The 14,275-nt window shown below is 39.7% G+C and carries 12 protein-coding genes and 1 tRNA gene; 7 read left to right on the forward strand and 6 right to left on the reverse strand.

Going from position 1 to position 14,275, the window contains the following annotated elements; translation table 11 throughout:
- Position 1: 1 nt before the first annotated feature.
- The 5 genes from IQ282_RS08415 to rseP all read right to left on the reverse strand — a co-directional run bounded on the left by IQ282_RS08415 (position 2) and on the right by rseP (position 6,166).
- Entirely contained in the window at positions 2–2,335 is a 2,334-nt protein-coding gene (locus tag IQ282_RS08415) for a penicillin-binding protein 1A (protein ID WP_194851423.1), read from the reverse strand.
- A complete protein-coding gene (locus IQ282_RS08420) occupies positions 2,322–2,825 on the reverse strand; it encodes a gliding motility lipoprotein GldH (RefSeq protein ID WP_194851424.1) in 504 nt (167 codons plus the stop codon). The genes IQ282_RS08415 and IQ282_RS08420 overlap by 14 nt, the downstream gene beginning before the upstream one ends.
- Complete coding sequence (ricT, locus tag IQ282_RS08425; RefSeq protein WP_194851425.1) at positions 2,826–4,322, reverse strand: PSP1 domain-containing protein; 1,497 nt, start codon at positions 4,320–4,322, stop codon at positions 2,826–2,828. It lies immediately after the preceding gene.
- Positions 4,323–4,687: 365 nt separating this feature from the next.
- A tRNA-Asn gene (locus tag IQ282_RS08430) sits at positions 4,688–4,761 on the reverse strand.
- A 100-nt stretch (positions 4,762–4,861) separates the two neighbouring features.
- The gene (gene rseP / locus IQ282_RS08435) at positions 4,862–6,166 is read right to left on the reverse strand and encodes an RIP metalloprotease RseP (protein WP_194851426.1); all 1,305 of its coding nucleotides are present in this window, start codon (positions 6,164–6,166) and stop codon (positions 4,862–4,864) included.
- Positions 6,167–6,718: 552 nt separating this feature from the next.
- On the opposite strand from rseP, the gene IQ282_RS08440 reads away from it, so the two are divergent.
- From IQ282_RS08440 to IQ282_RS08470, 7 genes are all read left to right on the forward strand, one after another.
- Complete coding sequence (locus tag IQ282_RS08440) at positions 6,719–7,396, forward strand: SCO family protein (protein WP_194851427.1); 678 nt, start codon at positions 6,719–6,721, stop codon at positions 7,394–7,396.
- A gap of 66 nt (positions 7,397–7,462) precedes the next feature.
- Positions 7,463–8,173 carry a molecular chaperone DjiA gene (locus IQ282_RS08445; RefSeq protein ID WP_194851428.1) on the forward strand — a complete coding sequence of 237 codons (711 nt, stop codon included), beginning with the start codon at positions 7,463–7,465 and terminating at the stop codon, positions 8,171–8,173.
- A 517-nt stretch (positions 8,174–8,690) separates the two neighbouring features.
- On the forward strand, positions 8,691–9,347 hold the full coding sequence (locus tag IQ282_RS08450; protein WP_194851429.1) for a metal-dependent transcriptional regulator: 657 nt from the start codon (positions 8,691–8,693) through the stop codon (positions 9,345–9,347).
- Positions 9,348–9,411: 64 nt separating this feature from the next.
- On the forward strand, positions 9,412–10,320 hold the full coding sequence (locus tag IQ282_RS08455) for a metal ABC transporter solute-binding protein, Zn/Mn family (protein WP_194851430.1): 909 nt from the start codon (positions 9,412–9,414) through the stop codon (positions 10,318–10,320).
- The gene (locus tag IQ282_RS08460) at positions 10,320–11,057 is read left to right on the forward strand and encodes a metal ABC transporter ATP-binding protein (protein ID WP_194851431.1); all 738 of its coding nucleotides are present in this window, start codon (positions 10,320–10,322) and stop codon (positions 11,055–11,057) included. The genes IQ282_RS08455 and IQ282_RS08460 overlap by 1 nt, the downstream gene beginning before the upstream one ends.
- Before the next feature lie 198 nt (positions 11,058–11,255).
- On the forward strand, positions 11,256–12,368 hold the full coding sequence (locus tag IQ282_RS08465) for a metal ABC transporter permease (protein WP_194851432.1): 1,113 nt from the start codon (positions 11,256–11,258) through the stop codon (positions 12,366–12,368).
- Positions 12,365–13,522: a metal ABC transporter permease gene (locus tag IQ282_RS08470; RefSeq protein WP_194851433.1), complete on the forward strand. Its 1,158-nt coding sequence runs from the start codon at positions 12,365–12,367 to the stop codon at positions 13,520–13,522. The genes IQ282_RS08465 and IQ282_RS08470 overlap by 4 nt, the downstream gene beginning before the upstream one ends.
- A gap of 101 nt (positions 13,523–13,623) precedes the next feature.
- Here IQ282_RS08470 and IQ282_RS08475 read toward each other — a convergent pair whose 3' ends face one another.
- Entirely contained in the window at positions 13,624–14,190 is a 567-nt protein-coding gene (locus tag IQ282_RS08475; RefSeq protein WP_194851434.1) for a hypothetical protein, read from the reverse strand.
- Between the last annotated feature and the right edge of the window lie 85 nt (positions 14,191–14,275).

Consider the following 14,275-nt stretch of genomic DNA (forward strand, 5'->3'; position numbering starts at 1 on the left):
TTTACATATCTAATTCATCACTATCGTCACCGCCACCATTGCCTGAGGTACCGTTTTGTTCTTCATAAGCTGCACAATCGACTTGTATCGAAAGATCTGTAGGCCGCGGAAAGTCACCTTTTGATATCCCGATGTTCTCATCTTTATAAACACCTTTCATATAAGATCCCCATATAGGAAGTGCCATGGCAGCTCCCTGACCATAAGTAATTGTAGGAAAATGAACGGCACGATCCTCACCACCTACCCAAACACCGGTAACTAGATTAGGCACCATTCCCATAAACCAACCATCACTTTGGTTTTGAGTTGTTCCCGTTTTTCCTGCAATTGCCTGACTTTTACTTAAATTGTAAGGGTAATCCGTTAAAATATTTGCGTATGATTGATTTGTTCGCCAGGTATCCTTTAACCTCGCACCACTACCTACTTCAGTCACACCTTCCATAAGCTTGACCGTTACGTAAGCTACATCAGGGTTCATAACGTCTTTTGATTCTGGCACATACTGATATAAGATAGTACCATTTTTATCTTCAATACTAGTAACGAGGACAGGTTCGTTATAAATACCGCCATTTGCAAAGACGCCGTAAGCCGCTACCATTTCGTAAAGACTTACGTCTTCCGTTCCTAAAGCTAGCGCTGGTTGAGCGCTCATATTACTTGTGTCAATTCCTAAGGTTTTAATCCTATCAAGCACTGCTTGTGGTCCAACTTCATCAATCAAACGCGCAGAAACTGTGTTCACAGAATTTGCTAATGCGTCTTTTAGGGTTCTCAAATTTCCATAACCACCACTGGAATTCTTAGGTGTCCAGTCGCGCATATTTCCATAGCGGCCAGCGGGAATAGTGTATTCTCCATCACTATAAACCTTGCAGGGAGAATAGTTCAATAGATCAATGGCTGTTGCATAAAGGAAAGGCTTAAAAGTAGAACCTGGCTGACGTTTTCCTTTCTTGACGTGATCAAACTTAAAATTCTCATGATTGATACCTCCTACCCACGCCTTAACGTGACCTGTTTGTGGCTCCATGGACATCATTCCAGCCTGTAAAAATTTCTTGTAATACCTGATAGAATCCAGCGGAGTCATTAGGGTATCTATACTGCCTTTCCAAGAAAAGATAGTCATATCTGTTTTCACAAGAAAACTCTTCTTAATATCTGCATCAGATATGCCCTCGCCCTTCATGACTCTCCAGCGTTCTGATCGTCGCATTGCAGGTGCAAGAATTTTATCATTTACATCTTCTTCAGACACATCGCGGAAAGGAGCCGTTTTCAAATTGCGGTTCTGCTTATCAAATTCCGCTTGCAAGTTTTTCATGTGATCTGTAACGGACTGCTCCGCAATTCCTTGCATGCGGCTATCAATCGTTACATTCACCTTCAATCCATCTCTGTAAATATTGAATTTCTCTCCATTTTCTGGGTTCGGGTTTTCATTGATCCAATTGTCCAACCAGCTTCTCAAATACTCTCTGAAGTAAGTTGCCATCCCGTCATTATGACCTTCAGGATTATAATCTAACTTGATGGGTTGAGCTGATAAACTGTCCTTTGTAGTTTCCGTCATTTTATCATTACGCACCATTTGCACAAAGACCTGATTGCGACGTCGCAGGGATTTATCCTTACTAATTTCACGTTTAGGGTTGTACTGTCGTGGATTTTTAAGCATTGCTACAATAACAGCGCTTTCCTCCACATTAAGCTCCCTAGGTTCTTTCCCAAAATAGATACGTGAAGCAGAACGTACACCATCTGCTTGATATAAAAAGTCAATCTGATTAAGGTATTGAGCAATGATTTCCTCCTTAGTATATTGAGTTTCCAGACGTATGGAAATGATCCATTCCTTTAGTTTTTGCCCTATTCGTTCCACAATATTACTACTGGGTTGCTCTGTAAAATAATTTTTTGCTAGTTGTTGTGTGATGGTACTCGCGCCACCTCTTGAGCCTAGATAGGCTACCGCACGTAAAGTACCAAAACCATCGATACCACTATGATTATAGAAGCGCTCATCTTCTGTGGAAACAAGTGCATCTACCAGGTTTTGCGGTAATTCCTCAAAAGCTACAGGCGTGCGATTGTCTTGATAGAATTTTCCTAACGTTTCACCGTCAGCCGTTACGATTTCTGTCGCAAGGTCTGTATCTGGATTTTCTAGTCTGGTGTGATCTGGTAAGGAACCGAAAACGCCCCAACTGGTCAAAAGAAATACTAATGCGACCAGTAAAATACCCAGTCCCACAAGTTTCCAGAACAAAATCACGTTGCCGCGCAAATCTTCTTTGCGCTTTACTTCAGCCTTACTTATTGCCATCCTGCAGTTGTTTTTCTATTGAATAGCCCACATCCAGAACTCCACTTAATTGTTCTAGAGGAATGGCACTACCACTTTTTCTCATTGCTTGTTGTAGGGAAAGTTGATATGTTCCGCTTTCGCGAAAGCGGAATCCCTTTAAATATCCTAACTTGTTTTCAATCACATCATGCCCAGTGCCTTCAAACTTACCTTGCGCATCTGCCATGTTGTATTCTAATGTATCAATAACGATCTTTCCCTGTGGAAATTTCATTTGTGTGATCATCCATAGATTTTTATAGGCATAATCCTGGTTATTGCGCAACCGCAGGTATATGTTATAATCTGTGATACTGTCCGGTGGTTTGATGTCAAAATTGGCCGGTGAATCCTGCGACCACTCTGCGCTGGGAAAGGATTTAGTTCCTGAATCCATAAGGTTTTCATCACAGGAAATCACAAGTCCTAAACAACACAATGCACATATCAACTTCAACAACCGCTCCATCTATTTAGGATCTGTATTAGGCTTATTTCCATCAGGTTTAGGCCCTCTAGGTTTGTTTCTACGTGACTTATTTCCAGCTGGTTTATTTGGGTTGGGGTTAGGTTTAGGCGCTCTTTTTTCAGTCCCATCAACCTTTTTCTCTGCTGGTTTGCTTCCTGCTGGCTTGTTGGGGTTTGGTTTTTCACCATTAGGTTTCTCGCCAACGGGTTTGCGACGTTTATTGCTGCGAGGTTTTGCATCCTTTTTAGGAGCATTTGGGTTTGATTTATTATCCCTATCACTAGATTCCCTTTTTTTGCGAGGGGCCCTTTTTTCTGTAATATCCCTTGCAACGTCAGTATTGCCGTCAGTCTTAGTAGTGTTGCGGTTGGTACGACGTTTTTTACGTTTGGTTTTTGTTCCGGTAGATTGATTGTCAAAGCGAGTCAAACTATCCTGACCCACCACATTTTCAAAGCTCACCTTCTCTTCAATTAATAACTCCCGAGCGTATTCTTCAATACCCGCCACAGGTTCCTTAGCCTTATTTTTTGCAACTATTTCATGCACTTGATCTGTAGTAAGTGTGTGCCAGTTCATCCACTCCCCATCGTAACAATACCACATCAACCCTTTAAAGATATCGACCTTTTGGCATAATGCCACTCCTTTATCTGTATAGAGTTTTTGATTCTGTTTGGGAAAATTGTTAAGCGCATCCATGTAGGAATCTAGCTCATAATTCAAACAACATTTGAGCTTGCCACATTGACCCGCTAGTTTTTGAGGGTTGAGCGATAAATTTTGATAACGCGCGGCACTGGTAGTCACAGATCTAAAATCTGTCAACCAGGTGCTGCAGCACAACTCACGACCACAAGAACCAATACCGCCCAGACGGGCAGCTTCTTGACGCAATCCTATCTGACGCATCTCAATACGAGTGCGGAATGTTGCGGCATATTCCCGAATCAATTCTCGGAAATCTACGCGTTGTTCTGCCGTGTAATAAAAGGTGGCTTTTGAACCATCTCCCTGAAATTCAATATCAGATATCTTCATTTTTAAATTAAGGCGTATCGCGATCTCACGGGCCTTAATTTTCATGGCATCTTCCTTCTCACGGGCTTCCTTCCACTTGTCCACATCTGGTTGTGTGGCAATGCGATAAATCTTGAGGGTTGCTTCTGGGTCTTGTTTCACCCGCTTGCGTTTCATTTGAACGCGCACCAGCTCGCCAGTTAATGTGATGATTCCTATATCGTGACCGGCTTCTGCCTCTGTAGCAACAACATCACCTATTTTGAGTGGGAGTTTCTCATTATTAAAAAAGAACTCCTTTCTACTATTCTTAAAACGGATTTCAACATAAGGAAACTCTTCTTGCCCTTGTGGCAACTCCATGTTTGCCAGCCAATCAAATACCGTTAATTTATTACATCCTGAGGTACCACAGGTACCATGATTTTTACAACCGCCTGGCGTTCCGCCATCAGTTCCACAACTATTACAGCTCATTCTCCTACGTTATATATTGAAATCCAGTCTATTAATAGACGGATTGAAAGTGTTTTTACTTAAGGTAAATATAGGGATTATGAAGCAGTATGGTAGTTGTGTGAAATTTAAATCTGATAGCTCTGCTATCAGATAATTGTAACAAGCATTATACTATTGAATCAATATTGTAACACTGATCTGAATGCAAACTAGAATCTTATTCAATTCTGTGGTGAAGTGTACAGGAATAGTTTTTTGAGCAAACAGATTAGATCGACTGACTTGAGCTATACATACTAGAATTATAAGACTACCAGACTTTACTGTAACTTACTGAAAACCAGTAAAAACAAAAATCCCAACCATTGCTGATTGGGATTTTGCTCCTCCTCTTGGGCTCGAACCAAGGACCCTCTGATTAACAGTCAGATGCTCTAACCAACTGAGCTAAGGAGGAATGTGTAAACACATGCTAAAGCGATCTGCTTTAGCGAGGGCAAATATAATACGTTTTCAAATTTGAGCCAATGTTTTCATTGAAAAAATTACGCTCTTTTTTATTCAAACAACCAGCGGTAAATATCGTTCCCATTTGCATAGAGCATCAAAACAAGTAAAATAAGAATTCCTGTGATTTGTGCACGTTCCATAAACTTGTCTCCCGGCTTGCGACCGGTAATGATTTCATAGAGTAAGAACGCGACATGACCACCGTCTAGCGCTGGGATAGGTAAGATATTCATCACTGCAAGAATAAATGATATCAAAGCTGTTGTGCCCCAAAATTTGACCCAGTCAAAAGTATCTGGATATAACTTGGCAATCGTTCCAAAACCACCCAGTTGTCCTGCACCTTTCTTTGTAAAGATGTACTTCATCTGCGCAATGTAATCGTGCATGATCCAGTATCCCTTAGAAATTCCCGCAGGAATACTTTCTCCTACAGAGTAATTTCTAGTACTAACCTTATAAATATCCTTTTCTATAGGTCGCATATACATGCCAAATCCATCTTTCAATTGTTCATCAGTCATGGTAAGCTCAACATCACGTTGATTTCCGTTTTCCACAATCGACATAATGAATGGCTTTTCAGCATCTACATTATTATTGAGAGCATAAGTTACATCAGTTTGATAATCGATAGGGTAACCGCCTACTGAGGTAATTTTACTGCCACGCTTGATTTTTAGAGATTCTGCAAGACCACCAGGAGTTAGAGAATCCACCACAAAAGGATACCTATAATCAAGGGACCCCATCACACCATCATGAAACATCCGGTTACCTATATCTTCTGGAATGTCGATTTGAACCATCTCATTGTTACGCAGTACGCTCACCGTTTGCACATCTCTCAAAACCAGTTGCTGATGCAAGGCACTAGCATTCTCTAAAGTATCATTATTGATCAGTATGACCTTATCTCCCTGTACAAAACCTATTTCTTCCAAAGTTTTAGCATAACCAAAACCATATTTGAAGTCAGTACCATGCGCAATTTGTGTTCCTTGAGTATAAAGTAAACCTGCACAGATGATAAACCCAACGATAACATTTACAGTCACACCGCCCAGCATCACAATCAATCGCTGCCACGCCGGTTTTGATCTAAATTCCCAGGGTTCAGGCGGCAATGCCATCTGTTCCTTGTCCATACTCTCATCGATCATCCCGGCAATCTTCACATAACCACCCAGCGGCAACCAGCCTATTCCATAAACAGTATCGCCTATCTTCTTTTTGAAAAGAGAAAATTTAATATCAAAAAACAGATAAAACTTCTCCACCTTAATTTTAAAGAGTCTGGCAGGAATAAAATGACCCATTTCATGAAGGACGATGAGCAGGGAAAGACTCATCAAAAAGTTTATAATTAATACAATCGTGGGATGCATATGTTCATTAAATTTTCAAGCGGCAAAAATAAGGGATTCGGTTTAGGTTTAATCAAAAACAAGCAGTTAACGGATTACCTCTTATTTAAGAACGTATTTTCCGTCTTTTTTTTTAATATGAAGCATAATCCGTTGAAAAGTTCGCTTTCGCGAAAGCGAACTTTTCCTAAGGTAATCTGCTCCTTATTATTTATTGGAAGGTTTGTCGCTTCTAATTCAACTTGATGACAGCGGTAAAATGTAAATAATGCAACATAATAAGTTCATTGTAGGTGATAAGTCACTGGAATATCGGTAGCTGCTTGGAAAAGTCTTATAACCTTCTACATAAAATCACTAAAAAGCTGTAAACAATAGCTTTATCTAGGCTTTGGAAAAGAGCATGTTTTTACGAAAGCAAGACCATTGAAACCATTAAACACGACTCTTATAAAAGTGTGCTTAAAACTGTTAGTTATGCAGTAATAACGCCACTAATGAGTAGATAAGATTGTAATTTTGTAGCAAATACAAGTCATGCGGGAATTCTTTGTACATAATAAGTATCGTATTATTTTTATGGTCGTACTATCGACGGTTATCATGATTGCTATTCAGCAATTATTGACACCAGAACGGCGGCTTTCTGTATTGCAACCAGACCAGTTTGACCCTTCACTAGTGGATGACAGCATGCTTTTTGTAAAAAAATATCACAAAATAGCGCCTTTCAAATTGATCAATCAAAATGGAGACACGATTACAGAGAAGAACTACAAAGACAAAATTTATGTCGCTGATTTCTTCTTTACCACCTGTCCCAGTATTTGTCCAATCATGACTAAGAACATGACCATGATTCAAGAAGAATTCAAGGATGATCCTGAGGTTATGCTGCTGTCACATAGCGTTACGCCAGAAATTGATAGTGTGGAAGTTTTGCGGGAATATGCGGACCGCAAGGGTGTGATTGATGCTAAATGGAATCTTGTTACCGGTGATCGTGAGCAGATCTATGACCTCGCCAGAAAATCCTACCTCGCTGCTAAAAAAAATAAGTACGGCGGTGAAAATGCCATGATTCATACAGAAAACTTTCTGTTAGTAGATAAGGAAGGTCGACTGCGAGAGCGGTCTTATGATGGCACTGACAAGGAAGACATCAAAGCGTTGATTGAAGATATTTACGTTTTAAAGTCAAGTTATACAGATTGAGACAATCCTCTTTTAGACGTTTGATGACTGTGGTCGATTGTGTACTTTTGCAGGCTAATTGAGCACATGAGTTTTTTCGGTTATATATTTTTGTTTTTTGTGTTGCGATGGTTGTATTCGCTGTTTGTAAACAGCTCAAACACGACGCAACGTACCACTGGAAGTCCTTTCCAGCAGCGCTCCACAACGGTTAGCGCACAAGATTTTGAACTCCATTTATTGACACTTTCCTCCATCGTCATGAAGGCAGATGGAAATGTAACTTCTAGCGAGCTGCAATATGTGCAGCAATATTTTGTTAGCAACTATGGGAAAGAGCGAGCTAATGCAATTTTTCGCGTTTTTAATGATGTTGTCAAAAAACACGAGGTCAATGCCTCACGTGTTTGTGAGTATTTGAATGCGAGAACGCGTTATGAATCTCGATTGCAAATTTTACACTTCCTCTTCGGCATTGCACAATCTGATGGACACGTGAGAGATTCTGAAGTAAGAGTTTTAGAACAAATCGCAGGTTATTTACGATTGACGCAGCGGGACTTTATTTCCATCAAAGCGATGTTTGTTAAGGATCAGGACAACGCCTATAAGATCTTGGAAATTGACAAGTCCGTTCCAGACCACGAGGTTAAAAAAGCATACCGTACTATGGCTAAAAAATATCATCCCGACAAGTTGGTAGATATGGATGAAGCCTACATCAAGGGTGCCCGGGAAAAGTTTACTAAGGTTCAAGAAGCTTATGAAACGATCCAGAAGGAACGTGGAATGTACTAGTTTCTTTGCAGTCTCTTGAAATAAACCTAAAGTCACTCATTGCCAATTCTTAATTTGCCTGGAAATCTTGATTGCTAATTCCTTTTTTTTATTTTCAAATTAGAGAAGTACAAAACTCAGGTGGTAATTATAACTACGTTTCAGATGCCACTTTAATTGTTAGTTCAAGCACCATCGAAACTTGCTTTCTAGTTCAAATAAAGATTAAAACATCACTTGGGGTTTCTTAACCTTCTTCTAAAACAAGCTAAGGAAATTACCTAAATTTTAAGTGCTCATTACATTGTGCCTAAACCGCAAATAATACCTTCTATTTATCTGTCACTTTTAGTTTATTTCAGAGTCTCTTGAAACACCGATGAGGATTACTCTCGAAATTAAATACATAACCGTAAAATCATCATACTAGGTAAATAATCCCAAGTCTCATTGGGAAATCTAATTCGTACTTAAATATTTTTTAGTCTTACCTAATACTATATTCCGCAGTGACATATAAATAATTTACCTTTGCCGCATGCAAACGGTTTCAGAGGAGAATTACATCAAGACCATTCATCACCTGCAAAAAGGCGAAGTGCTCGTATCTACCAATGAGATCGCCGATAAAATGAATACCAAAGCATCTTCTGTCACAGAAATGCTCAAACGATTAGCCGGTAAAAATCTAGCTGATTACATTCCATATAAAGGAACAAAACTTACTCAAACCGGTGTTGATTGCGCAAATAAAATCATTAGAAAGCACCGCTTATGGGAAGTCTTTCTCGTGGAAAAATTGAACTTCACGTGGGATGAAGTCCATGAAATTGCAGAACAACTAGAACATGTTCAATCGACCAAACTCATTGACGAACTCGACAAACATTTAGGTTTCCCCAGAATTGACCCTCACGGTGACCCCATTCCAGACAAGGCTGGAAATTATCAGGAGGTCACTCAAATACAGCTTTCAAAACTTAAGAAAGGCGATCGCGGGAAAATCACAGGTGTCATAGATACTTCAAAAGAATTTTTGAAATATCTTGATAAGCATAATGTAGGGTTGGGTAGTGCTGTTGAAATCATGGACCGTGAAGAATTTGATCAATCCTTCATAATAAAAACAGAGCTTAAAGCACTTCATATATCTCAGCATATTGCAAATAACCTGTATTTAAAAACTACTATTTGAATTTTGTAACGGCTTTGAAAATGCCCGCTTTCGCGAAAGCGAAAAAATTAAGAACAACACAATTATGAAGAATATTCTATATTTTATGGTGGTATTACTACTTGTTTCCTGCCGTAATAATGACACAAATAACGGGAAATTAAAAATTGTGACCACGACCACAATGATTACAGATATGCTGGAGAACATAGGTGGCGATAAAGTAGCCGTGGAAGGTTTAATGGGTAGTGGCGTTGATCCACATCTTTATAAAGCCAGTGAAGGTGATGTCTCAAAACTCTATAATGCCGACATTATTTTTTACAGTGGCCTACATCTCGAAGGGAAACTGGTAGATGTATTTGAAAAGATGGCGTCTCAAGGAAAAAATACCATTGCTATTAGCGATGCACTTGATAAAAGCACACTTATAGGTAGCGAGTATTTTGCCAGCAGCTATGATCCTCACATTTGGTTTGATGTGGATTACTGGTCACAAATGACCGTCTATGTCACAGAAAAACTAACCGAAAATGATCCCGAAAATGCAGCTTATTATGTGGAAAACAGAGATACCTACCTGGAAAAGATCAAAGAATTGAAGAAGGAACTCATTGCTAAGATTGATGAACTGCCGCAAGAGAAAAGAATTTTAGTAACCGCACACGATGCTTTCAATTATTTTGGCCGTCGTTTTGGTTTCAATGTAGTTGGTCTTCAAGGAATTTCTACGGCTACTGAAGCTGGTGTGCAGGATGTACAACGTATCACTCAGTTCATAATTGATAATAAGGTAAAAGCTGTTTTTATTGAAAGTAGCGTCCCGCGTCGTACTGTTGAAGCTTTGCAGGCTGCAGTGCAAGCGCAAAATCACGAGATCAGTATAGGTGGAGAATTATATAGTGATGCTCTAGGAAGTGCTGGTACTGATGAAGGAACTTACATCGGGATGTACAAACATAATGTCAAAACGATTGTTAACGCACTTAAATAATGGTAGAAAAAATAGCTGTTGCTGTAGATGATTTGACCGTCGCCTATAATTACAAACCTGTACTCTGGGATATTGATTTATCAATACCTGAAGGAGTACTCATGGCAATCGTGGGACCTAATGGTGCGGGAAAATCTACTTTAATCAAATCCATTCTGGGAATCATCGATCCTATTGCTGGATCTGTTGCGATTTTTGGAAAGCCTTATTCTAAACAACGTGACAAAGTCGCCTACGTACCGCAGAAGGGAAGTGTAGACTGGGATTTTCCTACCACGGCCCTGGACGTAGTGATGATGGGAACTTACGGCTCGTTAGGCTGGATTAAAAGACCGGGAGCTAAGGAGAAAAAGCAATCGCTGGAAGCTCTAGAGAAAGTAGGAATGCTAGCTTTTAAAAGCCGACAAATTAGCCAACTTTCAGGCGGGCAACAACAACGTATTTTCCTAGCTAGAGCCCTGGTACAAGATGCAGCGATTTACTTTATGGATGAACCTTTCCAAGGTGTGGATGCCACTACTGAAATTGCAATCATCAATATTTTAAAGGAGTTAAGAAAAGCTGGAAAAACTGTTATTGTCGTACATCACGATCTACAAACGGTTCCAGAATATTTTGATTGGGTGACTTTCTTGAATGTAAAACACATTGCCACCGGTCCAGTCAAAGATATTTTTAATGATGATAACCTAACCAAGACCTATGGGATTAATTATAAAGTAGCGGTGCAGAAATAATGAGGTATGAGGTATGAGGTATGAGGTATGAGGTATGAGGTATGAGGTATGAGGTATGAGGTAAAATTTAAATAAATATGATGAGAAACAACAATTTAATCATTTAATAAAAAACAAATTCCCCTCTACGCTGGAGAGGGCTGGGATGAGGTATTTCTCCATCAAAATTTAAAATAAAAAGATCATAAATAATTAGAGGTGGATATAACACAATACTTCACAGATTATACACTCAGAACCATAACGCTGGGAACCGCGGTTCTGGGTGCGATATGCGGAATGCTAGGAAGCTTTGCCGTTTTGAGGAAGGAAAGTTTGTTGGGCGATGCTATTTCTCATGCGGCCTTACCGGGAATCGCCATTGCATTTTTAATCACAGGAGCTAAGGATACTAATGTTTTACTACTAGGAGCGCTTGTTAGCGGACTCATAGGAACTTGGTGGATTCGAGGAATCGTATCTAAAACGCACTTGAAAACCGATACCGCTTTGGGGTTGATATTGAGTTTATTTTTTGGTTTTGGAATGTTATTGCTTACCTACATTCAGAAACAGCCCAATGCTAATCAGGCAGGACTGGACAAATATCTTTTTGGTCAAGCGGCAACTTTAGTAGAAAGTGATGTGATTTTGATGTCCATTGTTACTGGAGTTAGCTTGCTGGTATTGCTGCTTTTCTGGAAAGAATTTAAACTGTTGTTATTTGATAAAGACTATGCCATGACACTCGGTTTCAACACTAAATTTATAGATGGCCTCATTAGTTTTTTTATTGTTCTGGCAATTGTCATCGGTTTGCAAACGGTGGGTGTTGTTTTAATGAGTGCCATGTTGCTGGCTCCTGCGGCTGCAGCACGTCAATGGACCAACAGTCTAAGCGTAATGGTATTATTAGCTGCAATTTTCGGGATGTTTTCAGGCGTTTTCGGTACAGCGATTAGTGCCAGTCAGACCAATCTATCTACAGGACCAGTAATCGTTCTTGTCGCCTCCGTCTTTGTAGCAGTTTCTTTTATTTTCTCACCAGGCCGCGGCATTTTGTTCAAGCAAATACGGCTGATAAGGAACAGGCGGGAATTAGAATTACAAAAAACACTTTATTTCATGTATTCCATCGTTAAAAACCACGATGATATCTCTAGACCGCACGCGATTCGAATACTTAACAATTTTCAAGGTTTTACAAAAAACACGTTATCCCAATTAGAGCAAAAAAACTGGATCACCATTCAAGGAGCCAACTGGTCCCTAACAGACGATGGTTTTAAAAAAGCATCAAACCTGTACACCACTAATCTACCAGAATCATGAATCCATCCATAGAAATACAGATGATTGCTGCAGTGACCGCTGCCGCTTGTGCGATTCCAGGAGTGTTTCTCGTATTGCGTAAAATGGCGCTTATTAGCGATGCGATAAGTCATTCCATCCTGCCGGGAATAGTCATCGGTTTCATGATTACTCAAGATCTAGCCTCACCATTGCTCATTTTGCTGGCGGCCTTCAGTGGGATTATTACCGTGATATTAGTAGAAATGATTCAAAAAACTGGATTAGTTAAGGAAGATACAGCCATAGGGCTTGTATTTCCTGCATTGTTCAGCATCGGTGTTATATTGATTGCCCAGAATGCTAACGATGTCCATCTGGATGTGGATGCTGTTTTATTAGGCGAGCTTGCTTTTGCACCATTTGATCGGTTTTACATCAATGATACTGATATCGGCCCAAAGGCCTTATGGACTATATCGGTTATATTATTGATTACCATTTCTCTGATGCTCGCCTTTTACAAGGAATTAAAGTTGAGCACCTTTGATGTAGGGTTATCATCTGCTTTGGGATTTTCGCCTGTTATTTTACATTACGGATTGATGAGTGTAGCGTCAGTAACAACCGTTGCCGCCTTTGATGCCGTGGGTGCAATTCTGGTTGTGGCGTTAATGATCACACCGGCAGCAGCAGCTTATTTGCTAACTACAGACTTGAAGAAAATGTTGGTACTTTCGATATTATTTGGGGTAAGCAGTGCCATCGGTGGCTACTGGCTGGCTCGATTGTTAGACGCTTCCATATCTGGATCGATAACTACCGTGCTAGGGTTATTGTTTTTGGGAATATATTTCTTTGCTCCCAGCAAAGGACTTATTGCCGTTCTCTTGCGTCAAAATCGCCAGCGTAAAGAAGTATCCCTTCTCACATTCCTATTACACCTCAACAATCATGATAGTACGGAAGAACGCGGTGTTGCTCACTTGCAAGAGCATATCAATTGGAGGCGGGTCAGGGCAAAGTCGGTGCTGGATCTTGCGGTTCAGAACAATATGATCACGATTGAAAATCAAGTAGTTTCTCTCACCCGTAAAGGTCTGGAGTTTACAGAAAAAGCTCTCGAATACATCATCACTAATAAAGACGAAAAGATCGAGGACATGAAAGATGACTTCTTCTTGTTTAGGGGATAATTCGCTTTCGCGAAAGCGATATTCTGGTGCTATTTTATGAGAGATTCAAATTAAGTGAATGTTGATTCCTGCATGAAACCGAAACTCTCTAAAATAACCTGTCAATCTTCCAGGTTCAACTCTACAATCAAGGAGTCAATCTGATCTTCAATCTGATAAGGGCTTTTCATTCTAAAATAACTCCCATTTTCAATTTCATAGATTCTTCCAAGGTACAAGGCAAAAAAATCTGGTTTTAGTAATCCGTTATCGTATGCTGATTTGAACTTGGGATAAAAAGTTCTTCTTACGTTCTTATCAATCGAATGATGAACTACCAACGCAGGCGTGAGGCTTATAGTTTCTCCATAGATTTTCATATCTGGATAATCATACTTCTCTAGATACCAACCTATTTTTTCCAGATTTGCATCGTCGACGGCATTTATACTTTTTGCAAACTCAATATCTTCATCACTATCAACTCCGTATTTTTCCTTAATCTCATTTGATTGTGTTCGTATGCTTTGATCAGCATCAAAAATTTCCTGTAAAAACGCAGTTTTATCATCTTGACCTTCTAATGCTGGAAACTGCTTTGTTGTAGCAATGGATGCGGGTTTTGAGGTATTATTTTGGCAAGAAATCAGTAGTAAAACCAGAATGATTAACGAGATAATTATTCTCATGTCAATGATTAGTATAAAATATTAGGCTTTAGCAAAACGGAGAAATCACAAGCCTCATAAATCACATGTGAGGTATTTAATTCTA

Origin of the sequence: Nonlabens antarcticus, from assembly GCF_015356755.1 — a bacterium.
GTDB classification, from domain to species: Bacteria; Bacteroidota; Bacteroidia; order Flavobacteriales; family Flavobacteriaceae; genus Nonlabens; species Nonlabens antarcticus.

Excerpts from the sequence above, each read along its gene's own strand:
- IQ282_RS08415 (WP_194851423.1), bottom strand. The coding sequence starts at position 2,335 with ATGGCAATAAGTAAGGCTGAAGTAAAGCGCAAAGAAGATTTGCGCGGC.
- IQ282_RS08420 (WP_194851424.1), bottom strand. The coding sequence starts at position 2,825 with ATGGAGCGGTTGTTGAAGTTGATATGTGCATTGTGTTGTTTAGGACTT.
- ricT (WP_194851425.1), bottom strand. The coding sequence starts at position 4,322 with ATGAGCTGTAATAGTTGTGGAACTGATGGCGGAACGCCAGGCGGTTGT.
- rseP (WP_194851426.1), bottom strand. The coding sequence starts at position 6,166 with ATGAGTCTTTCCCTGCTCATCGTCCTTCATGAAATGGGTCATTTTATT.
- IQ282_RS08440 (WP_194851427.1), top strand. The coding sequence starts at position 6,719 with ATGCGGGAATTCTTTGTACATAATAAGTATCGTATTATTTTTATGGTC.
- IQ282_RS08445 (WP_194851428.1), top strand. The coding sequence starts at position 7,463 with ATGAGTTTTTTCGGTTATATATTTTTGTTTTTTGTGTTGCGATGGTTG.
- IQ282_RS08450 (WP_194851429.1), top strand. The coding sequence starts at position 8,691 with ATGCAAACGGTTTCAGAGGAGAATTACATCAAGACCATTCATCACCTG.
- IQ282_RS08455 (WP_194851430.1), top strand. The coding sequence starts at position 9,412 with ATGAAGAATATTCTATATTTTATGGTGGTATTACTACTTGTTTCCTGC.
- IQ282_RS08460 (WP_194851431.1), top strand. The coding sequence starts at position 10,320 with ATGGTAGAAAAAATAGCTGTTGCTGTAGATGATTTGACCGTCGCCTAT.
- IQ282_RS08470 (WP_194851433.1), top strand. The coding sequence starts at position 12,365 with ATGAATCCATCCATAGAAATACAGATGATTGCTGCAGTGACCGCTGCC.
- IQ282_RS08475 (WP_194851434.1), bottom strand. The coding sequence starts at position 14,190 with ATGAGAATAATTATCTCGTTAATCATTCTGGTTTTACTACTGATTTCT.